The 20,839-nt window shown below is 54.3% G+C and carries 17 protein-coding genes and 1 pseudogene; 6 read left to right on the forward strand and 12 right to left on the reverse strand.

The genetic code is table 11. The features are described from left to right. Window positions 1-39 precede the first annotated feature (39 nt). Genes H650_RS21955 through poxB form a run of 3 tightly spaced genes read right to left on the reverse strand, consistent with a single transcriptional unit; the run spans window position 40 to window position 4,242 of the window. Complete coding sequence (locus tag H650_RS21955; RefSeq protein ID WP_020457206.1) at window positions 40-1,476, reverse strand: SDR family oxidoreductase; 1,437 nt, start codon at window positions 1,474-1,476, stop codon at window positions 40-42. A gap of 10 nt (window positions 1,477-1,486) precedes the next feature. After that, window positions 1,487-2,485: a low-specificity L-threonine aldolase gene (gene ltaE / locus H650_RS21960; RefSeq protein WP_020457207.1), complete on the reverse strand. Its 999-nt coding sequence runs from the start codon at window positions 2,483-2,485 to the stop codon at window positions 1,487-1,489. Window positions 2,486-2,523: 38 nt separating this feature from the next. Next, a complete protein-coding gene (gene poxB, locus H650_RS21965) occupies window positions 2,524-4,242 on the reverse strand; it encodes a ubiquinone-dependent pyruvate dehydrogenase (protein WP_020457208.1) in 1,719 nt (572 codons plus the stop codon). A gap of 153 nt (window positions 4,243-4,395) precedes the next feature. Between poxB and H650_RS21970 the strand changes: the two genes are divergently transcribed. Continuing rightward, on the forward strand, window positions 4,396-4,824 hold the full coding sequence (locus H650_RS21970) for a DoxX family protein (protein ID WP_020457209.1): 429 nt from the start codon (window positions 4,396-4,398) through the stop codon (window positions 4,822-4,824). Between the two features lie 52 nt (window positions 4,825-4,876). Here the strand turns inward: H650_RS21970 and hcr are convergent, their stop codons facing one another. The 4 genes from hcr to aqpZ form a co-directional block, all read right to left on the reverse strand. Further along, window positions 4,877-5,845, reverse strand: a complete 969-nt coding sequence (gene hcr / locus H650_RS21975; RefSeq protein ID WP_020457210.1) for an NADH oxidoreductase — start codon at window positions 5,843-5,845, stop codon at window positions 4,877-4,879. Window positions 5,846-5,855: 10 nt separating this feature from the next. Then, entirely contained in the window at window positions 5,856-7,508 is a 1,653-nt protein-coding gene (gene hcp, locus H650_RS21980) for a hydroxylamine reductase (RefSeq protein WP_020457211.1), read from the reverse strand. Window positions 7,509-7,655: 147 nt separating this feature from the next. Beyond that, complete coding sequence (locus H650_RS21985; protein WP_017456157.1) at window positions 7,656-8,555, reverse strand: LysO family transporter; 900 nt, start codon at window positions 8,553-8,555, stop codon at window positions 7,656-7,658. 126 nt (window positions 8,556-8,681) lie between these two features. Then, a complete protein-coding gene (aqpZ, locus tag H650_RS21990; RefSeq protein WP_020457212.1) occupies window positions 8,682-9,377 on the reverse strand; it encodes an aquaporin Z in 696 nt (231 codons plus the stop codon). Window positions 9,378-9,750: 373 nt separating this feature from the next. Between aqpZ and H650_RS21995 the strand changes: the two genes are divergently transcribed. Next, window positions 9,751-11,409: an ATP-dependent endonuclease gene (locus H650_RS21995; RefSeq protein WP_020457213.1), complete on the forward strand. Its 1,659-nt coding sequence runs from the start codon at window positions 9,751-9,753 to the stop codon at window positions 11,407-11,409. Here the strand turns inward: H650_RS21995 and H650_RS22000 are convergent. Next, a pseudogene (locus H650_RS22000) lies at window positions 11,406-11,843 on the reverse strand (VirK/YbjX family protein); the annotation flags it as partial. The gene H650_RS21995 and the pseudogene H650_RS22000 overlap by 4 nt on opposite strands. 90 nt (window positions 11,844-11,933) lie before the next feature. Here H650_RS22000 and macA point away from each other — a divergent pair. Then, a complete protein-coding gene (gene macA / locus H650_RS22005; protein ID WP_044489602.1) occupies window positions 11,934-13,046 on the forward strand; it encodes a macrolide transporter subunit MacA in 1,113 nt (370 codons plus the stop codon). Beyond that, complete coding sequence (gene macB / locus H650_RS22010; protein ID WP_020457216.1) at window positions 13,043-14,989, forward strand: macrolide ABC transporter ATP-binding protein/permease MacB; 1,947 nt, start codon at window positions 13,043-13,045, stop codon at window positions 14,987-14,989. The genes macA and macB overlap by 4 nt, the downstream gene beginning before the upstream one ends. A 64-nt stretch (window positions 14,990-15,053) precedes the next feature. Here the strand turns inward: macB and cspD are convergent, their stop codons facing one another. Beyond that, a complete protein-coding gene (gene cspD, locus H650_RS22015) occupies window positions 15,054-15,275 on the reverse strand; it encodes a cold shock-like protein CspD (RefSeq protein WP_007374119.1) in 222 nt (73 codons plus the stop codon). Between the two features lie 328 nt (window positions 15,276-15,603). Between cspD and clpS the strand changes: the two genes are divergently transcribed. Beyond that, window positions 15,604-15,924 (forward strand): ATP-dependent Clp protease adapter ClpS, encoded by a 321-nt coding sequence (gene clpS / locus H650_RS22020; RefSeq protein WP_017456164.1) that lies wholly within the window; start codon window positions 15,604-15,606, stop codon window positions 15,922-15,924. Window positions 15,925-15,954: 30 nt separating this feature from the next. Beyond that, window positions 15,955-18,243 carry an ATP-dependent Clp protease ATP-binding subunit ClpA gene (gene clpA, locus H650_RS22025; protein WP_020457217.1) on the forward strand — a complete coding sequence of 763 codons (2,289 nt, stop codon included), beginning with the start codon at window positions 15,955-15,957 and terminating at the stop codon, window positions 18,241-18,243. A 67-nt stretch (window positions 18,244-18,310) separates the two neighbouring features. Here clpA and H650_RS22030 read toward each other — a convergent pair whose 3' ends face one another. The 3 genes from H650_RS22030 to H650_RS22040 all read right to left on the reverse strand — a co-directional run bounded on the left by H650_RS22030 (window position 18,311) and on the right by H650_RS22040 (window position 20,706). Next, window positions 18,311-19,699, reverse strand: coding sequence for a diguanylate cyclase (locus H650_RS22030; RefSeq protein ID WP_044489821.1), 1,389 nt, complete (start codon window positions 19,697-19,699; stop codon window positions 18,311-18,313). 102 nt (window positions 19,700-19,801) lie between these two features. Then, window positions 19,802-20,266 carry an RES family NAD+ phosphorylase gene (locus tag H650_RS22035; RefSeq protein WP_020457219.1) on the reverse strand — a complete coding sequence of 155 codons (465 nt, stop codon included), beginning with the start codon at window positions 20,264-20,266 and terminating at the stop codon, window positions 19,802-19,804. Further along, window positions 20,263-20,706 carry an Xre family toxin-antitoxin system antitoxin gene (locus H650_RS22040; RefSeq protein ID WP_020457220.1) on the reverse strand — a complete coding sequence of 148 codons (444 nt, stop codon included), beginning with the start codon at window positions 20,704-20,706 and terminating at the stop codon, window positions 20,263-20,265. The genes H650_RS22035 and H650_RS22040 overlap by 4 nt, the downstream gene beginning before the upstream one ends. Between the last annotated feature and the right edge of the window lie 133 nt (window positions 20,707-20,839).

Below are 20,839 nucleotides of genomic sequence, written 5' to 3' on the forward strand. Positions count from 1 at the left end.
TCTGATGCAATGGGATGACGAAAAGAAAAGCGGTTAAGCTCAGACTTTTTCTCTATTTTGTTCTGCCAGATGGGCAATACGCTGCGCCATGCCGCGAAAAATAAACAGATGCGCCGGGAACATCAATAACCAGTACCACAGCCCCGGCATACCGTGCGGATGCCACCATGCGCGGACATCCAGCAGCCGGTGATCGCCTTTATCGGTCAGCGTAAAGCTGAGCCGTCCCAGCCCTGGCGCTTTCATACCAAACAGCAGCGCCAGTTGCTGCTCGGGCTCGACGATGATCACTTTCCAGCTGTCTACCGCGTCACCGGTTTGCAAAAACGGGCGCGCAGGTCGACCATGCGGCAATTTGTGACCAATTAAATGATCAAGCGCCGCGCGGGTTTGCCACAGAATGTTGCCGAAGAAGTAGCGCTCTTTACCACCGATGCGGTTAACCACTTCCCATAATGCGCTCAGGCTGGCAGCGGTTTTCACTGTGTAACCCGCTTGCTTTGGGTAGTAACCATATTGCGGACGCCAGCGGGAAAACGCCTGCGGGTCGTAACCCCAGTCGCTGGAGTTAACCAGTTTTTCCTCCTCCTGCAGGGTGCGGCGCACCGCGTCGTCAAACGGGATCAGTGTCTGCGGGATCAGGCGGCGCAATTCGGTATCATCTGCCAGCAAATCGTGCTTTAAGCCCTGAATTAACGCTTTGGCGATGGTCGGCGGCACAGAAGTGATGAGGTGTAAAAACCAGACGGAAATCAGTCGGGTGGGGAGGGGGATCGGGATCAGCGGGCGATGAACGCCGCTGACGCGCATAAAGTGATCGAACTGCTGCTGGTAGCTCAATACTTCCGGCCCGGCGGCCTCAAACACCCGGTGTTCCTGCGCGGGGTGCTGAAGCAGTTCGACCAGATAGTGCAGCAAGTTTTCCAGCGCAATCGGCGTGGTGCGCGAGCGCACCCAGCGCGGCGGCGTTAACACCGGCAGGTTAAATACCATGTCGCGCATCACTTCGAAGGCGGCGGAACCTGCACCAACAATGATGCCGGCGCGTAATTCGGTAACGGGAATGCCCGACGCACGCAGCAGATCGCCGGTGTATTGCCGGGCCAGCAGGTGGTCGGAATTCGTTTCGCCCTTCGCCTGTAACGAACTGAGAAAGATAACCTGCTTAACCGACGACCCCTGCAGCGCATCGCGCACATTCAGCGCGATTTGCCGCTCATGGGCGACGAAATTGCCGCTTTCGCCCATGCTGTGCACCAGATAGTAGAGTGTATCGACATCGCGCAGTAACGCGGGCAACTCCTGTGGCCACCAGAGATCAACGCGATGGCAGCTTACGCCCGGCAGTTGCTGCTTTTGCAGGCGAGTTAAGTTTCTCGCGACCGCTTTGATCTGATGACCTTGCTGGCTGAGCGCTTCGACCAGTCGTTGTCCAATATAGCCGCTGGCACCAAGCACCAGGATCCGCTGCGCCACATCCCGCTCCTTAGTGCTGTAAAAAGGCCTGCCAGTGGCGAACCACCTCTGCCAGTTGCTGACGATTAACATCCAGATGCGTGACCAGGCGCACCACCGGCGAGGCGTTGATCAACACGCCGCGCTCGCGCAGATACGCGCCCAGCGCTTGTGCGTTATCGCCCACCCGAATAAACAGCATATTGGTGTCGTGGCGCATCACATCTGCGCCAGCCTCTTTCAGCTGCGCGGCCAGCCACGCGGCATTCTCATGGTCTTCTTTCAGCCGCGCGACGTTGTTTTGTAATGCATAAAGGCCCGCCGCCGCCAGAATACCGGCCTGACGCATACCGCCGCCGGTCATTTTGCGCCAGCGATTAGCGCGGGTGATATACGCTTTATCACCCACCAGCAGGGAGCCTACTGGCGTGCCGAGACCTTTCGACAGGCAAATGGTGAACGAGTCGCAAAATTGGGCGATCTCTTTCAGCTCGCAGCCATATTCCACCAGCGCGTTGAAGATGCGCGCACCGTCGACATGCAGCGACAACCCACGTTCGCGGGTAAACTCCCACGCCTGTCGCAGGTAGTCGCGCGGCAATACTTTGCCGTTGTGGGTGTTCTCAAGGCTCAGTAGTCTGGTGCGGGCAAAGTGAATGTCGTCGGCTTTGATTTTCGCCGCGACTTTGTCCAGCGGCAGCGTACCATCGGCGGCGGCATCAATCGGTTGCGGCTGGATGCTGCCGAGCACCGCTGCGCCGCCCGCTTCGTAGAGATAGTTATGCGCCCCCTGGCCGACAATATACTCTTCACCGCGTTCGCAGTGGCTGAGCAGGGCGACCAGGTTGGCCTGGGTACCGGTCGGCAAAAACAACGCCGCCTCTTTACCGCTGAGTTCGGCGGCGTAACGTTGCAGTTCATTGACCGTCGGGTCATCACCGTAAACGTCGTCCCCGACCGGGGCGGCCATCATCTGTTCCAGCATGGCGCGGCTCGGGCGGGTTACGGTATCACTGCGTAAATCGATCACGGCATTTCCTTATCTCACGATGGGTAATGCCCTCTGTTTTACCTGAGCCAGTTTGTTTTCGCCAGTTCGATTACCTCATCGCCGCGCCCACTAATGATGGCGCGCATCATGTAGAGACTAAAACCTTTGGCCTGTTCCAGCTTGATTTGCGGCGGGATTGCCAGCTCTTCTTTCGCCACGGTGACATCCACCAGCACCGGACCATCGATCGAGAAGGCGCGTTGCAGCGCGTCGTCAACATCGGCCGATTTTTCCACGCGAATACCGGTAATGCCGCAGGCCTCGGCGATACGCGCAAAGTTGGTATCCTGCAGTTCTGTGCCATCCGTCAGATAGCCGCCCGCTTTCATCTCCATCGCTACAAAACCGAGCACGCTGTTATTAAAAACAATAATTTTCAGCGGCAGTTTCATCTGCACGACCGACAGGAAATCGCCCATTAGCATGCTAAAACCCCCGTCACCACACAGCGCGACCACTTGCCGTTGTGGGAATGTGGCCTGCGCGCCCAGCGCCTGCGGCATAGCATTGGCCATCGAACCATGGTTAAAGGAGCCAATCAGACGGCGTTTGCCATTCATTTTCAGGTAACGCGCCGCCCAGACGGTTGGCGTACCGACATCGCAGGTGAAAATGGCGTCATCATCAGCGAAGTGGCTGATTTGCTGCGCCAGATATTGCGGATGGATCGCTTTGTCGCTCGGTTTTGCTAAATCATCCAGCCCCTTGCGCGCCTGGCGATAGTCTTCCAGCGCTTTGTCGAGGAATTTGCGGTCGGTTTTCTCCTCCAGCAGCGGTAACAGAGCGGCCAGGGTTGCTTTGATATCGCCCACCAGCGCCATGTCTACCTTGCTGTGCGCGCCGATACTCCCCGGATTGATGTCGATCTGGATTATTTTCGCATCAGTGGGGTAGAACGCGCGGTAAGGGAATTGAGTGCCGAGCAGCACCAGTGTGTCGGCATTCATCATGGTATGGAAACCCGATGAGAAGCCAATTAAGCCCGTCATTCCCACGTCAAAGGGGTTGTCGTACTCCACATGTTCTTTGCCGCGCATGGCGTGGACAATCGGCGCCTTCAGCTTACCGGCAAACGCCAGTAACTCTTTATGCGCCCCGGCACAGCCGCTGCCGCACATTAGCGCAATGTTAGTGGAATAGCGCAGCAGTTGCGCCAGTTTGTGCAACTCCTGCTCGGCAGGGGTGACAACCGGCTGTGGGGCGCTATACCAGTGGCTGCTGGCGCTTTCCGGCGCAGGTTTCAGCGCGACATCACCCGGCAGTACCACCACCGATACGCCTTTGTTGAGAATGGCTTTGCGCATGGCGATCGCCAGTACCTGTGGGATCTGTTCCGGGTTTGACACCAGCTCGCAGTAGTGGCTGCATTCGCGAAACAGCTCCTGCGGATGGGTTTCCTGGAAATAACCGCTGCCGATCTCACTGGAAGGGATATGAGCGGCAATCGCCAGCACCGGAACATGATTGCGGTGGCAGTCGAACAAGCCGTTAATCAAATGCAGGTTTCCTGGCCCGCACGAACCCGCGCAGACGGCCAGCTCGCCGGTGAGTTGTGCTTCTGCGCCGGCGGCAAAGGCGGCGACTTCTTCATGACGGGTCGGCATCCAGTCGATGGTGCCCATACGGTTCAGGCTGTCACTTAAGCCGTTAAGGGAATCGCCGGTTACCCCCCAGATGCGTTTTACGCCTGCCTGCTCCAGCGTTTTGGCGATATACGCGGCCACTGTCTGTTTCATCTACGACGCTCCTTTTTGTGATCTTGCTTACAAGCTTAGACAATGAATGCGTCACAAAGCGGATTTAGAATGAGCTTTTATAAAACAGGGGTTTATTTTTGTTACAGATCGGAATAGTCTGACACAGGTCGATGAAAACAGGAATCATTTCAAATGGTTAAATCATTGTTAAACTCAGTTAATAAGATGTTTTCGCATGAAGATTTTGGTCGTCTGCTGCTGCGTTTGATGGTCGGCGGGCTGATGTTATTCCACGGGCTGCACAAATTAATCGGCGGTATCGATGGGATTGCGGGGATGCTGGCGGCGAAGGGGCTTCCCGGTTTTATCGCTTATGGTGTGCTGATTGGCGAAGTGCTGTGCCCGATCCTGCTTATTCTCGGCGTACTGACGCGTCCTGCTGCGCTGGTGCTGGCGTTCACCATGGTTGTGGCCTGGCTGCTGGTTGGCGTGGGTAAAACCGGATCGCTGGATGCGACTGGCGCATGGGCGATTGAGAGCATGGTGTATTACTTTATTGCGGCGCTGGTGATTGCATTTATCGGTGCGGGTCGTTACTCCGTCGCACCTGCCTGGAAGTAAACGGTTTAAGGAAAAAGCGCCCTTCAGATGAGGGGCGCTTTTTTATTGCGGATTACGCCAGCACTAAATCGCCTTGCGGGTGGCAGGAGCAGGCCAGCACGAAGCCGTCGGCAATCTCTTGTTCCGTTAGCGTCATGGTGCTGCTGACGGTGTATTCACCGGAAACTACCTGCGTTTTACAGCAACCGCAGACACCGGCGCGACAGGCGGCATTGACCGGCATTTTATTGCTTTCCAGCGCATCCAGCAGCGTGCTGCCCACTGGCGCGTAGAAGGTTTTCATCGGCGAGAGTTTGCTGAATTTCAGCCCGCTGGTTGCGGCTTCAGCCACTGGGGTAAAGAATTTCTCTTTAAAGAAACGCGTCACGCCAAGCGCTTTGACTTCGCTTTCAACCCAATCCATATATGGCGCCGGGCCGCAGGTCATTACCGTGCGCGCCGCCAGTTCCGGCACCTGGCTCAGTAACTCGCGACTCAGACGACCAGCGGCAAAACCCGCCGTGGCGTTATTTTCTGCCACCAGCGTGACCGGGTAATCACGCCATTCATCGGCAAAAATCACGTCTTCCGGCGAACGCACATTGAAGATCACCTGTACGTCAGCATGCGGACGGTAATGCGCCAGCCAGCGGCGCATTGACATAATCGGCGTCACGCCGCACCCTGCCGCCAGCAGCAACAGCTTATCGTTCGGTTCGTTATCGCAGGTAAATTCCCCCTGCGCATCGGAAAGCCACAGATAATCGCCGCGTTTTACTTCCCGTGTCAGCCACTGAGAACCTGCGCCATTATCAATACGGCGGATGGTCAGCGTGATGTATTCGCTAACGCCCGGCGTGGACGAAATGGTATAGGCCCGCAGCGTATCCGCGCTGTTGCGGATACTCACCAGCGCATATTGCCCGGCGCGATAGGGGTAGTAATCGTGGCACAACAGCGACAGTGTCCAGACATCCGGCGTTTCCTGCTGGATATGGTGAACCTGCATACGCCACGGGCATTGAGGGGTTGGCATGGTCATCGTTAGCTCCTTATGCGCTCAGCAACTGCTGCATATCCTGTTCCACGGTCGTGACCTGGCGCAGACCGAATTTCTCATTCAGCACCGCCAGCAGGTCCGGCGTCAGGAAACCCGGCGCCGTCGGCCCGGTGACAATATTCGTCACACCCAGCGAGAGCAGAGTCAGCAGGATGACAATGGCTTTTTGTTCGAACCAGGAGAGCACCAGCGACAGCGGCAGATCATTAACACCGCAGCCCAGTTTTTCCGCCAGCGTCACCGCCAGGATGATGGCTGAGTAAGCATCGTTACACTGACCCGCATCAATCAGGCGCGGCAGACCTTCAATGTTGCCAAAGTCGAGTTTGTTAAAGCGGTATTTACCGCAGGCCAGCGTCAGGATCAGGCAGTCATCCGGCACCTGGGTGGCGAAGTCGGTAAAGTAGTTACGCTCACCGCGCGCACCGTCACAGCCACCAACGAGGAAGACGTGACGCAGTTTTTCACGGCTCACCAAATCAATCAGTGAATCCACCGCGCCAAGCAGCGTCTGGCGACCAAAACCGACGGTGATCAGGTGTTCGATTTCGCTGAACGGGAAGCCGGACATCTGCTGCGCCTGGCGGATCACCGGTGCGAAGTCGTCGCCTTCCAGATGGTTGACACCCGGCCAGCCGACGATGCTGCGCGTCCAGATACGGTCGTCATAAGCACCAACGGTCGGGTCGATAATGCAGTTGGACGTCATGACGATGGGGCCAGGGAAGCGGGCGAATTCCACCTGCTGGTTCTGCCAGCCGCTACCGTAGTTACCGACCAGATGTTTGAATTTGCGCAGTTCCGGATAGCCATGTGCCGGCAGCATTTCACCGTGGGTATAGACGTTTACGCCCGTGCCTTCGGTTTGTTGCAGCAGGTTGTAGAGATCTTTCAGGTCGTGGCCGGAAATCAGGATGCATTTCCCGGCAACGGCTTTGACGTTGACCTGAGTAGGCGTCGGGTGACCGTAAGTGCTGGTTTCACCAGCATCCAGAATGCTCATCACGCTGAAGTTCATCTGGCCAATTTCCATTGAACATTCGAGCAGGGCATTCATATCAGAAGGCCAGGTACCCAGCCATGCCATGATTTTGTGATAACGGGCGTAGATATCGTTGTCGTACTGGCCCAGCACATGGGCGTGTTCCATATAGGCCGCCGCGCCTTTCAGGCCGTACAGGCAGAGCAGGCGTAAACCAAGGATGTTTTCGCCAATCGCCGCTTTGTCTTTGTTCGGCGTGAACTCTGCCGCCTGGCGCTGTAATTCGCCGAGATCGTCGCTGACCAGTTGCAGGTCGGCCATTGGATTGTCGACGTGGGCATTCGCATCGATAGCGAGACAGAGCGCTTTCAGCGCTTCACGTTTGGCGATTGCCTCGCGCGCGTAGCCGACAATACGCACGGAATCGAAGTTAACGTTGGTGAGGGTAGAGAAGAAGGCGCGCGGCGCGAAGTTATCGATCTCATGGTCAATCAGATCGTACTCACGTGCTTTGCTGGCCCAGGCGGAGAGCCCTTGTAACGCGGCAATTAATAGATCCTGCAGGTCGGAGGTTTCGGCAGTTTTACCGCACATCCCCTGCGCGTACGCACAGCCGTTGCCCGCCGGAGTTCGGATGGTTTGTTCACATTGCACACAAAACATGGTCACACCTTTATGTTAAAGTTATATTTGAAATGCATGTTTAAGATTATGCTGCTGTCGGCAGGCTTAAAAGCGATTTTGACGGCAATTTAAGGGGATATTGATTTAGCGCAAGTTTGGCGGCAGGCATCTACCGCCAATGAAGTATCAGGCAGAGAAAAAGGCCATTAAAAGCGGCACAAGCAAGCTGAGAATAAAACCGTGCACAATGGCGGCGGGCACCAGCTCCAGGCCACCGGAGCGCTGGAGTACCGGCAGGGTGAAATCCATCGAGGTCGCGCCCGATAACCCAAGCGCGGTAGAGCGGCTGCGGCGCACCAGACCAGGGATCAGCATGATGGCAATCAACTCGCGCGCCAGATCGTTAAAGAAGGCGGCGCTGCCGATCACCGGGCCGAACGACTCGGTAAGCAGAATGCCCGACAACGAATACCAGCCAAATCCCGAAGCCATGGCAAGACCCGTTTTCAGCGGCAGGCCGAGGATCAGCGCATTAATCACGCCGCCAATCAGCGAGCTGGCAGCCACCACCACGGCAATAATCATTCCCCGGCGGTTAAGGACAATCTGTTTCAGCGTCATGCCGCTGTTACGCAACTGAATACCCACCAGCAGCAACAGGAAGATCAGCGTGTATTCGCTGGCTTCCGTGGCATAGCGTAAAAACGCCACCCCGGAAAGACCAATGGCGAAACCGATAACCACCACACCGCACAGACGCAGGGATTCCAGCGCCATCGCAATCCGCGAAGGCAATTTTTCTTGCTGGTGCTGGTGATGCCAGGGCAGCGTACGCTCCAGCCACAGCAGTGCAGCGGCGTTACACAGCAGGATCACCACCACGCTAACCGCCGAGTAATGCAATATCGCCAGTAAGTTCGCGCTGAGATTATCGAGAAAAGCGAGGCTTATCCCCATAAAAAAGAGGATCAGATAGACAATCCAGCTGAGTAATTTATTGATAAGTTTGAGCGCAGCAGTGTGACGCAGGGGAACCAGATAACCGATGACCAACGGCAGAAGAATAATTAACAGTCCTGAAAGCATGAAGCGCCCGAATCCTTGCAAAGTGAAAACACCGGGGAACACACTACCCAAAGGTCGAAAATGAGTAAAGCTGCAATAAATAAGAAAGATTATGCAAAAGACCCGGCACAAAACCGGGTCTTTATCTTAAGCGCGTTTTTCCAGCAGCGTACGGTAGATAACGCCACCGAGGATACCCCCGATAATCGGCATCACCCAGAACATCCATAACTGTTCTAACGCCCAGCCGCCCTGGAAAATCGCCACGGCGGTGCTGCGCGCCGGGTTAACCGAAGTGTTGGTGACCGGGATGCTGATCAAATGGATTAATGTCAGCGCCAGCCCAATGGCGATAGGTGCAAAACCGACAGGTGCATTTTTATCTGTCGCACCGTGAATAACCAGCAGGAAACCGCAGCTCAGGACAATCTCAATAATAATGGCGGAATACATTGAGTAATGTCCTGGGGAATGTTCTCCGTAGCCGTTAGAGGCGAAACCGCTGGCCGCCGCATCGAAACCACTTTTACCGCTGGCAATTAAATAGAGCACTGCCGCGGCAATAATGCCGCCAACCAGTTGCGCGAGAATATATCCCACCACCTCTTTTGCCGGAAAACGACCGCCAGCCCACAGGCCGAGTGTGACTGCCGGATTAAAATGACCGCCGGAAATATGCCCGACGGCAAATGCCATGGTCATGACCGTTAAACCGAACGCCAGCGCCACCCCGGCAAAACCAATGCCGGTTTGCGGAAACGTTGCCGCCAGCACTGCGCTGCCGCAGCCACCAAATACCAGCCAGAATGTGCCAAAACATTCCGCCGCTAATTTTCTAAACATAGCCACCTCGATAAAAACAGAAACGGGCCCAGACCCGCGCCGTGTGTCAGACATCAATGGATGCGTGAATAAAAGCGTGCGTATTGTAGGGAGTTACAAAATAAAATAACCAGTTATAAAAACCAGTAAATTGATTTAAAATAGATAATTTATCGTAAGTTGTTGCTTTTAACTGGTGTTAAGTTTTTACTTATGTCAGTAAATAAGAAATATATGCTATTTAATGTCGCGGTTCGTTTTTTTAAATATTACAACGATTGAGCCACTGCATATATTTCAATGAAATATTGCACTTAGCGCGTGTTCTGCCGCTTTTCGTCCCGCTATACTCCTTCAAGAATAGACGGAAAAGCCCAGAGATGCCGGAGGAAGAATGATTCTGGAGCGCGTGGATATTGTCGGCTTTCGCGGCATTAATCGTTTATCGCTGATGCTTGAGCAGAACAACGTGTTAATTGGGGAAAACGCCTGGGGTAAATCGAGCCTGTTGGACGCGTTAACCCTCCTGCTGTCACCGGAAACGGATCTCTACCATTTTGTCCGCGATGATTTTTGGTTCCCGCCGGGGGATCTGCAAGGGCGGGAACATCATCTGCATATTATTCTGACTTTTCGCGAATCCGAACCCGGACGCTACCGCACGCGACGTTATCGCCCGCTGGCAGATTGTTGGGTTGCCGGGAATGACGGTTATCGCCGCCTCTTCTACCGGCATGAAGGCGAGCTTTCCGACGATGGCAGCGTAATGACGCTACGCGGTTTTCTGGATGCACAGGGGAATTTGCTGCCGCTGGAGGACATCGATGAAAGTGCCCGCCACCTGGTGCGGCTGATGCCGGTACTGCGGCTACGTGATGCGCGCTTTATGCGCCGCATCCGTAACGGCAGCGTGCCGGATACGCCGTTGCTGGAAAACACCGCGCGTCAGCTTGATTTCCTCTCCCACGAATTGATCTCCCGCCCGCAAAATTTAACCGACGCGCAGATACGCCACGGGCTGTCAGCGATGGTGCAATTGCTTGAGCACTATTTTGCCGAGCAGGGTAGCGGCGCTTCACACCAGCGCTTGATGCGCCGCCGCTCTCATGATGAGCAACGTAGCTGGCGCTATCTCGACATTATTAACCGCATGATCGATAAGCCCGGCGGGCGGATGTACCGGGTTATTCTGCTGGGTTTTTTCGCCACGCTGTTGCAGGCGAAGGGTTCTGTCCATCTCGACCGTGACGCGCGGCCGCTATTGCTGGTGGAAGATCCGGAAACGCGGCTGCATCCGATTATGCTCTCTGTGGCCTGGCAATTGCTGAATTTGCTGCCGCTACAAAAGATAACCACCACCAACTCCGGTGAGCTGCTGTCGTTAACACCGGTTGAACATGTTTGTCGCCTGGTGCGCGAGTCTTCGCGTGTGGCGGCCTGGCGTCTTGGCCCTGGCGGTTTAAGTGCCGAAGATGGGCGGCGCATTGCGTTTCATATTCGCGTTAACCGGCCTTCTTCACTCTTTGCCCGTTGCTGGTTGCTGGTGGAAGGGGAGACGGAGAACTGGGTTATCAATGAACTGGCGCGCCAGTGCGGTCATCATTTCGATGCCGAAGGGGTGAAAATTATCGAATTTGCCCAGTCAGGCTTAAAGCCGCTCATTAAGTTTGCGCGCCGCATGGGTATTGAGTGGCATGTGCTGGTGGATGGCGACGAAGCCGGGAAGAAGTATGCCGCTACTGTGCGTAGCCTGCTCGATAACGACAGGGATCAGACGCGCGAACATTTGACGGAACTGCCGGCGCTGGATATGGAGCATTTTATGTATCGGGAAGGGTTCGCCGATGTCTATCACCGTGTCGCACAGTTACCGGACAATGTGTCGATGAATATGCGGCGGGTGATTATCAAAGCGATCCACCGTTCGTCAAAACCGGATCTGGCGATTGAAGTGGCACTGGAAGCGGGCAGGCGCGGCGTGGAGTCGGTGCCGCATCTGTTTCGTAAAATGTTTTCCCGCGTGCTATGGCTGGCACGCGGGCGGGCAGATTAGTTCTGGCAGTGAGCGGCAGTCTGCGCCTGCAGACTGTCGAGCAGCTCGTAGCGGCGGCGATATTCAGAACGCTTTTTGCTGGCGATCTCTTCCATCGGTTTGCGCGGCATCACCAGGGGCAGCACGAAGTCGCCGTGCTGATCGGCAACGGCACCCAGCGATTCCCAGAAACTGTTGTAATCGGCATGCAGCAGCCCCTGTTTTTTCTTGCGATAACGCGCGTTGCGGTAGATATGCGTTTCATTACTGACAGCGCGGATCTCTTCCACTTGCAGAAATTGCGCCATCGTCATGGCCGTTTCCACCAGCAGACGTTTCGGGAACAACCCATGACACGCCTTGGTCGCTACCTGAATCGCCTCATGCGGAACATGCGCTTTCGCGCCCTGCAGTCCACCAATATAGAGCGTTGTCTTGCCAGCGAACTGGCACAATGGAGAAAATACGAATTTTTTGTTTCGTTGGTGTTCTGTTTAGTTAAGATTGGCCTCTATAAACTGCATGTCCGATGAGCTGGGATTTTTATGAAACTGAAGGGAAAACGCAGGACGGTAATGATTGTGCTGGCAGTGGTGGTTTTACTGGCGGCATTTTGGTTGTGGGGCAAACTTAATGCCCCGGTCATTCAGTACCAGACGCTGATAGTGCGGCCGGGTGAATTGCAACAAAGCGTGCTGGCGACCGGGAAGCTGGATGCGCTCCGTAAGGTTGATGTTGGCGCCCAGGTAAATGGTCAGTTAAAAACACTGTCGGTGAATATCGGCGATAAGGTAAAGAAAGATCAGCTTTTAGGCGTGATCGACCCCGAGCAGGCGGAAAACCAAATCAAGGAAGTCGATGCGACGTTAATGGAACTGCGGGCGCAGCGGCGTCAGGCGCTGGCTGAACTGAAGCTGGCCCAGGTAACACTAGCGCGTCAGCAGCAACTGGTGAAAAGCAATTTGATCTCCCGCCAGGAGCTGGACACCTCTGCGACGGATGTGGCGGTAAAAGAAGCGCAAATTGGCACCATTGATGCCCAGATCAAACGTAACCAGGCCACACTGGATACCGCGAAAACCAACCTTGATTACACACGTATTCTTGCGCCGATGGCCGGTGAAGTGACGCAAATCACCACGCTGCAGGGCCAGACGGTGATTGCCGTGCAACAAGCGCCGAACATCCTGACGCTGGCCGATATGAGTACCATGCTGGTGAAAGCGCAGGTTTCCGAAGCGGATGTCATCCACCTCAAGCCGGGGCAGAAAGCATGGTTCACCGTGCTGGGCGATCCGGGAACACGCTATGAAGGCGAGCTGAAAGATATTCTGCCGACGCCGGAAAAGGTCAACGATGCGATTTTTTACTATGCGCGTTTTGAAGTGCCAAACCCGGAGGGTGTGTTGCGCCTTGATATGACCGCACAGGTGCATATCCAACTGACTGGCCTGAAGAATGTGATCACCATCCCTCTGGCGGCGCTTGGCGATCCGGTGGGGGACAACCGTTATAAAGTGAAGGTGCTGCGTAATGGTGAAACCCGCGAGCGCGAGGTGACGCTGGGCGCACGTAATGATACGGAAGTGGTGGTGACGAAAGGCCTGGATGCGGGCGAAGAAGTGGTGATTGGCGAGAAAAGCGGAGCGGCGCAATGACCGCATTGCTGGATCTGAATAATATTCGTCGCAGTTACCCGTCCGGTGATGGACCGGTCGAGGTGCTAAAAGGCATCACGCTGCGCATTAATGCTGGCGAAATGGTGGCGATTGTTGGCGCATCCGGTTCCGGTAAATCCACGCTGATGAACATTCTGGGGTGCCTGGACAAGCCCACCAGCGGCACTTACCGGGTGGCGGGAACGGATGTATCGTTGCTCAGTAGCGACCAGCTTGCGCAGCTACGCCGCGAACATTTCGGTTTTATCTTTCAGCGTTATCATCTGCTTTCCCATTTGACCGCTGCGCAGAACGTCGAAGTTCCGGCGGTGTATGCGGGGACGGAACGTAAAGCGCGACTGGAGCGCGCAAAAGCATTACTGACCCGCTTAGGGCTGGGGGAGCGGGCGGATTATCAACCATCGCAGCTCTCCGGCGGACAGCAACAGCGCGTGAGTATTGCCCGCGCGTTGATGAATGGCGGCCAGGTGATTCTGGCCGATGAACCGACCGGCGCCCTCGACAGCCACTCAGGCGAAGAGGTGATGGCAATCCTGCATCAGTTGCGCGATCGCGGGCATACGGTAATTATCGTGACGCACGATCCGCAGGTGGCCGCGCAGGCAGAGCGGGTGATTGAAATTCGTGATGGCGAGATAATCAGTAATCCGCCAGCCAAAACGGAAGCCGCCGCGCCCGCAAACCATGACGCGATCATGACGCACGCCGGGGGCTGGCGGCAATTTGTCAGCCGTTTTCAGGAAGCGTTGACCATGGCCTGGCGCGCCATGGCGGCCAATAAAATGCGCACCTTGTTGACCATGCTCGGCATTATTATCGGTATTGCTTCGGTGGTCTCAATTGTGGTGGTCGGTGATGCGGCGAAACAACTGGTGCTGGCGGATATTCGCTCAATAGGCACCAATACGATTGATGTCTATCCCGGCAAAGATTTTGGCGATGACGAGCCGCAATACCAGCAGGCGCTGAAGTATGACGATCTGCAGGCGATTCAGAAGCAGCCCTGGGTTAAATCAGCCACACCTGCCGTTTCACAAAATCTGCGTTTGCGCTACGGCAATATTGATGTGGCGGCGAGCGCCAATGGCGTAAGCGGGCAATATTTTAATGTGTATGGCATGACGTTCAGCGAAGGTGCCTCGTTTAACGAAGAGCAACTGAAAGGTCGGGCGCAAGTGGTGGTGCTCGACAGCAACACCCGCCGTCAGTTATTCCCCAATAAAGCCAGCGTGGTCGGCGAGGTAATCCTGGTGGGTAACATGCCGGCGACGGTGATTGGTGTGGCGGAGGAGAAGCAATCGATGTTTGGCAGCAGCAAAATCCTGCGCGTCTGGCTGCCGTACAGCACCATCTCCGGGCGTATTATGGGACAGTCCTGGCTAAACTCCATTACGGTGCGGGTGAATGAGGGCTACAGCAGTGAGCAGGCTGAGCAGCAGCTCACGCGGTTGCTCAGCCTGCGCCACGGTAAGAAAGATTTCTTCGTCTGGAATATGGACGGGGTCTTGAAAACAGCGGAAAAGACCACACGTACTCTTCAGCTGTTTTTAACGCTGGTGGCGGTCATTTCGTTGCTGGTTGGCGGTATCGGTGTGATGAATATTATGCTGGTGTCGGTCACCGAGCGGACGCGTGAGATTGGCATCAGGATGGCAGTTGGTGCCCGGGCGGGGGACGTCTTGTCGCAGTTTCTGATTGAGGCAGTGTTTGTTTGCCTTGTCGGTGGTGCGCTCGGCGTCACGCTATCTATGTTGATTGCCTTTACCTTGCAACTCTTTTTACCGGGCTGGGAGATTGGGTTTTCACCGGTGGCACTGTTAACGGCATTTTTATGTTCGACATTTACCGGTGTGCTGTTCGGCTGGTTGCCTGCGCGTAATGCCGCACGGCTGGATCCAGTAGATGCGCTGGCTCGCGAGTAATAAAAATGCCAGCCGATTGGGCTGGCATTTTGACTGCGGCATGTACACAATGTGATAACAGGCTTCAGGCCATGGCTTCCACTTCTACGGGCACGATGACGCTGGCGTGATTGCCTTTAGGGCCCTGGTGTACATCAAACCGGACAGTCTGCCCGGCCTTTAACGTTCTGTAACCATCCATTTGAATGGTGGAGTAATGCGCGAAGATATCTTCGCCGCCGCCTTCAGGGCAGATAAAACCAAACCCTTTGGCATTGTTGAACCACTTAACAGTACCCGTTTCCATGCTTCGACATCCTTCGTAAATCTTATTTAAGTAAGATGGAATGAACCGGTGGTAGAGCAAGCGGGCTGTTCAAAACCTCGCCAACTCTCGACTGTACAATTTAGATAATTCGTATAACGCGTCAAGCATTTGGCAGGGGTTCTTGGAGGCGACGCATCAAAATTTTGAAGCAGTTAACGCTATTACAAAGGAATGTGACAGCCGTCGCGAATGACAACGATAGATGATTGTTATCTGTCATCTGATGTAGATTGAAAATACATCTAGACTCATGTAATCGGCCGATTAAACGCTGCCGGAAACTGTAACCTAAGATGAAACGCTAACGATGGGTAAGAGCAATAGCTGGCTGGATTTCGACCAATTGGCGGAAGATAAACTGCGCGACGCGCTGAAACCGCCATCCATGTATAAAGTTATGTTAATGAACGATGATTACACGCCGATGGAATTTGTTATTGACGTGCTACAAAAGTTCTTTTCTTATGATGTAGAACGTGCAACGCAACTGATGCTTACGGTTCACTATCACGGCAGGGCCATTTGTGGTGTTTTCACCGCTGAGGTTGCCGAGACGAAAGTCGCAATGGTGAACAAGTACGCCAGGGAGAACGAGCATCCGTTGCTGTGTACGCTGGAAAGAGCCTGAATGCAGGCATGAAACTTGGGGGAGGTGCCTATGCTCAATCAAGAACTGGAACTCAGTTTAAACATGGCTTTCGCCAGAGCGCGCGAGCACCGACATGAGTTTATGACCGTCGAGCACTTGTTACTGGCGCTGCTCAGTAACCCATCTGCCCGCGAAGCGCTGGAAGCGTGTTCAGTGGACCTGGTGGCGCTGCGGCAGGAACTCGAAGCCTTCATCGAACAAACCACACCCGTTCTACCCATGAGCGAAGAGGAGCGCGACACACAGCCGACGCTCAGCTTCCAGCGTGTTCTTCAGCGCGCGGTGTTTCACGTTCAGTCATCCGGGCGCAGTGAAGTGTCCGGCGCGAACGTGCTGGTTGCCATTTTTAGCGAGCAGGAGTCGCAAGCGGCTTATCTGCTGCGCAAACATGAAGTAAGCCGCCTTGACGTGGTGAACTTTATCTCTCACGGCACGCGTAAAGACGAGCCAGGCCCATCATCTGACGCCACTGGCAGCAGTAGCGGGCAGGTGAACAGCGAAGAGCAGGCAGGAGGGGAGGAACGTATGGAAAACTTCACCACCAACCTTAATCAGCTTGCTCGTGTGGGAGGAATCGACCCGCTGATTGGCCGTGGTAAAGAACTTGAACGTGCGATTCAGGTTCTGTGCCGCCGTCGTAAAAATAACCCGCTGCTGGTGGGTGAATCCGGCGTAGGTAAAACCGCCATCGCCGAAGGGCTGGCGTGGCGTATTGTGCAGGGCGACGTGCCAGAAGTGATGGCAGATTGCACAATTTACTCGCTGGATATCGGTTCACTGCTGGCCGGTACTAAATACCGTGGCGATTTCGAAAAACGTTTCAAGGCGTTGCTGAAACAACTTGAGCAGGACAATAACAGCATTCTGTTTATCGATGAGATCCATACCATCATCGGTGCAGGCGCTGCGTCTGGTGGGCAAGTGGATGCCGCAAACCTGATCAAGCCGCTGCTTTCCAGCGGTAAAATCCGCGTCATGGGTTCCACCACGTATCAGGAATTCAGCAATATCTTTGAAAAAGATCGTGCTCTGGCGCGTCGCTTCCAGAAAATTGATATCACTGAGCCGTCCGTCGAGGAAACGGTGCAGATTATCAATGGCCTGAAACCGAAATACGAAGCGCACCACGATGTACGTTATACCGCGAAAGCGGTGCGTGCGGCGGTAGAGCTGGCTGTGAAATACATCAATGATCGCCATCTGCCGGATAAAGCGATTGATGTTATCGACGAAGCGGGCGCGCGCGCGCGTCTGATGCCGGTAAGCAAGCGTAAGAAAACCGTTAACGTGGCGGATATCGAATCGGTGGTGGCCCGTATCGCGCGTATTCCTGAGAAGAGTGTTTCTCAGAGCGACCGCGATACGCTGAAAAATCTTGGCGATCGTCTGAAAATGCTGGTGTTCGGTCAGGATAAAGCCATTGAGGCATTAACCGAGGCCATCAAAATGAGCCGGGCAGGGCTGGGTCAAGACCATAAACCGGTCGGTTCCTTCCTGTTTGCTGGCCCAACCGGCGTGGGTAAAACCGAGGTGACAGTGCAGTTGTCAAAAGCGCTGGGCATTGAGCTGCTGCGTTTTGATATGTCCGAATATATGGAACGTCATACTGTCAGCCGTTTGATTGGTGCGCCTCCGGGCTATGTAGGTTTTGATCAGGGTGGTCTGTTGACCGACGCGGTGATCAAACATCCGCACGCGGTGCTGCTGCTTGATGAAATCGAAAAAGCGCATCCGGATGTCTTTAACTTGCTGTTGCAGGTGATGGACAACGGAACGCTGACCGATAACAACGGGCGCAAAGCTGATTTCCGCAACGTAGTGCTGGTGATGACCACCAACGCCGGGGTGCGTGAAACCGAGCGCAAATCCATTGGTCTTATCCACCAGGATAACAGCACCGATGCGATGGAAGAGATCAAAAAGATCTTTACGCCGGAGTTCCGCAACCGTCTGGACAACATTATCTGGTTCGATCACTTGTCGACTGAGGTGATCCATCAGGTTGTCGACAAGTTTATTGTCGAACTCCAGGTGCAGTTGGATCAGAAAGGCGTATCGCTGGAAGTCAGCCAGGAAGCTCGCGACTGGCTGGCTGAGAAAGGATACGACCGCGCAATGGGCGCTCGCCCGATGGCGCGTGTTATCCAGGACAACCTGAAAAAACCGCTGGCCAACGAACTGCTGTTCGGTTCGCTGGTTGATGGTGGCCAGGTCACGGTAACGCTGAATAAAGAGAAAAATGAGCTGGAGTATGGCTTCCAGAGTGCGCAGAAGCACAAACCGGAAGCAGCACATTAATCTCTGTACTTCACTTCTAAAAACCGGGCGATATCAGCCCGGTTTTTTTATGCCTGCAAAAGCAGCTTCAAATAACGCTGGTTTCGATACGATTGCGCCCGTGGCTTTTAGCAACATAAAGCGCACGATCCGCTTTATCAATTAAACGCTTGTAATCCGGGTGGTAATCAAACCCGGCGACGCCAATGCTAACGGTGACCGAGAAGTGTTGTGCGGGTGTGACTTCAATCGTCAACGCGGCGATTTTCTGCCGCAGCGCTTCCAGAATGATCTTCGCCTGTAACAGGTCAGATTCGACCAGCAGCACCATAAACTCTTCACCGCCGTAGCGGAATACGTAATCACTGCTGCGGAAGTGATCATAGATGGCAGCGGCTACCGTTTTGAGCGTTATATCCCCCGCGCTGTGCCCGAAGCTGTCGTTGATTCTCTTAAAGTGATCAATGTCCAGCATCGCCAGAATAAAGGGTTTACGCACATTCAGTGCCAGCGAGATCTCCCGGCGCATAATGGTGGGAATAAAGCGGCGGTTAAGCAGTTGCGTCAGTGGATCTTTGCCATTTTCCAGCTCTACCAGCGCATCGAACATCGCGACAAGCAGACGGTGGATTTGCCCGGTAAGCTGGCGTACTGTCTGCAACACCGCCATTCGTGGCTCCATCTCCGGCGATTGTTCTGCCGTAAGCGCCCGAGTAATGCGCTCGTCAGCTTGATTAATGAGTGTATCCATGTTAGCCAGCATCTTCGGATTGCCCAGCAGATGCTTACCTTTATGAGAAAACCACATGCCGAAATCCGATTCCGACAGGTAAATCAGATCCGCTGCGGGCAATCCGGTGGCGATATTGTAGATAAACTGGTTTTCCCAGCTGGTCAGGGCGCTAATCTGTCGCTCGCGCTCAACATTCACATCATCATAAATGGATAACAGGCGGTACTGTTCCTGTGCCTGCATTGAATTCTGATAACCTGGCGAATATGAAACGGTCATGGCTTCTATCGCGGTATCCATTGCCAGGCTGCTAAAGCAAAGGGTTTGGCTGAGTAATAAGGGGGGAATCGTCGCTTTTGCTTGTAATAAATCATAAAGTTCATTTTTCAGCTTACGCGCTCCCCGAGCGACAAGGTCGATCGGTAAACCAATACGCGCATGAACGATGCCAATTTCCCGCTGTTTTTCCAGAAGTTGTTCGATGTCCTCTTTCGCACTACCCAACACGCTGCGCAGCCAGTGAAACATACTATGGCTAAGGCGTGTACTGACCTGTTCAGTGTTTAAAAACAGCTCACTTTCACTGTGCGAAAGCATGTAGTCATAAAAAACATTAACCAGATGGCGAATTTCCTCATCGGCCAGGGCAGACAGAATATCGTGTACTTGCGGTGGCGTTTGCTGCAGTAAGACCTGCCACTCTGTGAGAAGTAATGAGTGATGATTGTGTCCAACCTGTTCCATGCTTTCGCCAACCATTAATTTTGATGAAGTATGCGCAAGATAGTACGGCGGAAGGCAGGGGGCTGGTCAAGAAAAAACATCGCCCGGTAAGTTGTGCAAAAATTACGGGTGTGCCAGGCGTGGATCAAAAAAGAAAGGAAGCGCTTTTACGGTTTTTAACAGCTTATTAAAAGCGGGGTGATTCGGGTTCAGAATTGCATTATTCTCAAGCGGAACAACGCATGACGGCAGCACCAGCGCGACGGCGCTGTTGGCTTCCAGCCAGGCGGTACCTAAATCCATGGTCGAAAGCGGCGCCGGGTTTTCCTGCCAGTCTGGCGGTAACCATTGCTTATCCAGATATTCAATCTCCTTGTCAGGGATCTCAATACTGAACAGTCCATACTGGTTCATAACCGCGTCACTGTGCATATGCACCAGCATTTCGAGTGCGGCAAGCGAAACGGATGAGGCGACGTAAACCGCCGGGTGACCTTTGTGATTCCAGCGACCGCCATAAAGATTTGCACCGCTGCCTGTCCAGGCTTCGCTGGCGTAGCGGCGCGTTACCAGTCGATAAAAGATCACGCAAACACTCCGTGTTCCAGCCTGCCGAGCAGGTCGGTCACCTCCAGCGCGCCACTTTCAGTGGCAATCAGCGAAATTGGCGCCACATTGCCAAGGCCGCGAACGGGGGTTTCCAGCCAGTCCCACGCCATCTTTTTGCTACCGAAAAACTGTACCGCAGCATCAACAACCCTTACTAAACGCGCAATACGCTCACTTTCTTCCGGTGTGAGTGTACGGCCGGCGCTTTTGCGACGCGCAACATTGCGTTCATTGATACCCGTGACGCGCAGGATGTCGGAGCGGGACATTTCTGTCCATTCATGAATATTGTCGAGAATGCTGACTGGCAAGCCTTCGTTCAACATCTGAACGAGTTTTAGTCCTCTGTTGGCGGGGAAACCGGCAAAGCGCCAGAGTGCATTTTCGGCTGGTTTTTGATCCGGGCTCCAGGTTCTCATCTTTCCTCCCGTGTGATGACAATTGTCAGGTTTGAGTATAGACAATTGTCGTTATTGGTTAAAGTCTAATCAGGAAGGATGGCGTAAGAAAAACAAAAGGCCGGGAATTACCCGGCCTTTAAAATCGGTGCAC

Origin of the sequence: Enterobacter sp. R4-368 (assembly GCF_000410515.1) — a bacterium.
GTDB lineage: Bacteria > Pseudomonadota > Gammaproteobacteria > Enterobacterales > Enterobacteriaceae > Kosakonia.

Excerpts from the sequence above, each read along its gene's own strand:
- poxB (WP_020457208.1), bottom strand. The coding sequence starts at position 4,242 with ATGAAACAGACAGTGGCCGCGTATATCGCCAAAACGCTGGAGCAGGCA.
- H650_RS21970 (WP_020457209.1), top strand. The coding sequence starts at position 4,396 with ATGGTTAAATCATTGTTAAACTCAGTTAATAAGATGTTTTCGCATGAA.
- hcr (WP_020457210.1), bottom strand. The coding sequence starts at position 5,845 with ATGACCATGCCAACCCCTCAATGCCCGTGGCGTATGCAGGTTCACCAT.
- hcp (WP_020457211.1), bottom strand. The coding sequence starts at position 7,508 with ATGTTTTGTGTGCAATGTGAACAAACCATCCGAACTCCGGCGGGCAAC.
- H650_RS21985 (WP_017456157.1), bottom strand. The coding sequence starts at position 8,555 with ATGCTTTCAGGACTGTTAATTATTCTTCTGCCGTTGGTCATCGGTTAT.
- aqpZ (WP_020457212.1), bottom strand. The coding sequence starts at position 9,377 with ATGTTTAGAAAATTAGCGGCGGAATGTTTTGGCACATTCTGGCTGGTA.
- H650_RS21995 (WP_020457213.1), top strand. The coding sequence starts at position 9,751 with ATGATTCTGGAGCGCGTGGATATTGTCGGCTTTCGCGGCATTAATCGT.
- macA (WP_044489602.1), top strand. The coding sequence starts at position 11,934 with ATGAAACTGAAGGGAAAACGCAGGACGGTAATGATTGTGCTGGCAGTG.
- macB (WP_020457216.1), top strand. The coding sequence starts at position 13,043 with ATGACCGCATTGCTGGATCTGAATAATATTCGTCGCAGTTACCCGTCC.
- cspD (WP_007374119.1), bottom strand. The coding sequence starts at position 15,275 with ATGGAAACGGGTACTGTTAAGTGGTTCAACAATGCCAAAGGGTTTGGT.
- clpS (WP_017456164.1), top strand. The coding sequence starts at position 15,604 with ATGGGTAAGAGCAATAGCTGGCTGGATTTCGACCAATTGGCGGAAGAT.
- clpA (WP_020457217.1), top strand. The coding sequence starts at position 15,955 with ATGCTCAATCAAGAACTGGAACTCAGTTTAAACATGGCTTTCGCCAGA.
- H650_RS22030 (WP_044489821.1), bottom strand. The coding sequence starts at position 19,699 with ATGGAACAGGTTGGACACAATCATCACTCATTACTTCTCACAGAGTGG.
- H650_RS22040 (WP_020457220.1), bottom strand. The coding sequence starts at position 20,706 with ATGAGAACCTGGAGCCCGGATCAAAAACCAGCCGAAAATGCACTCTGG.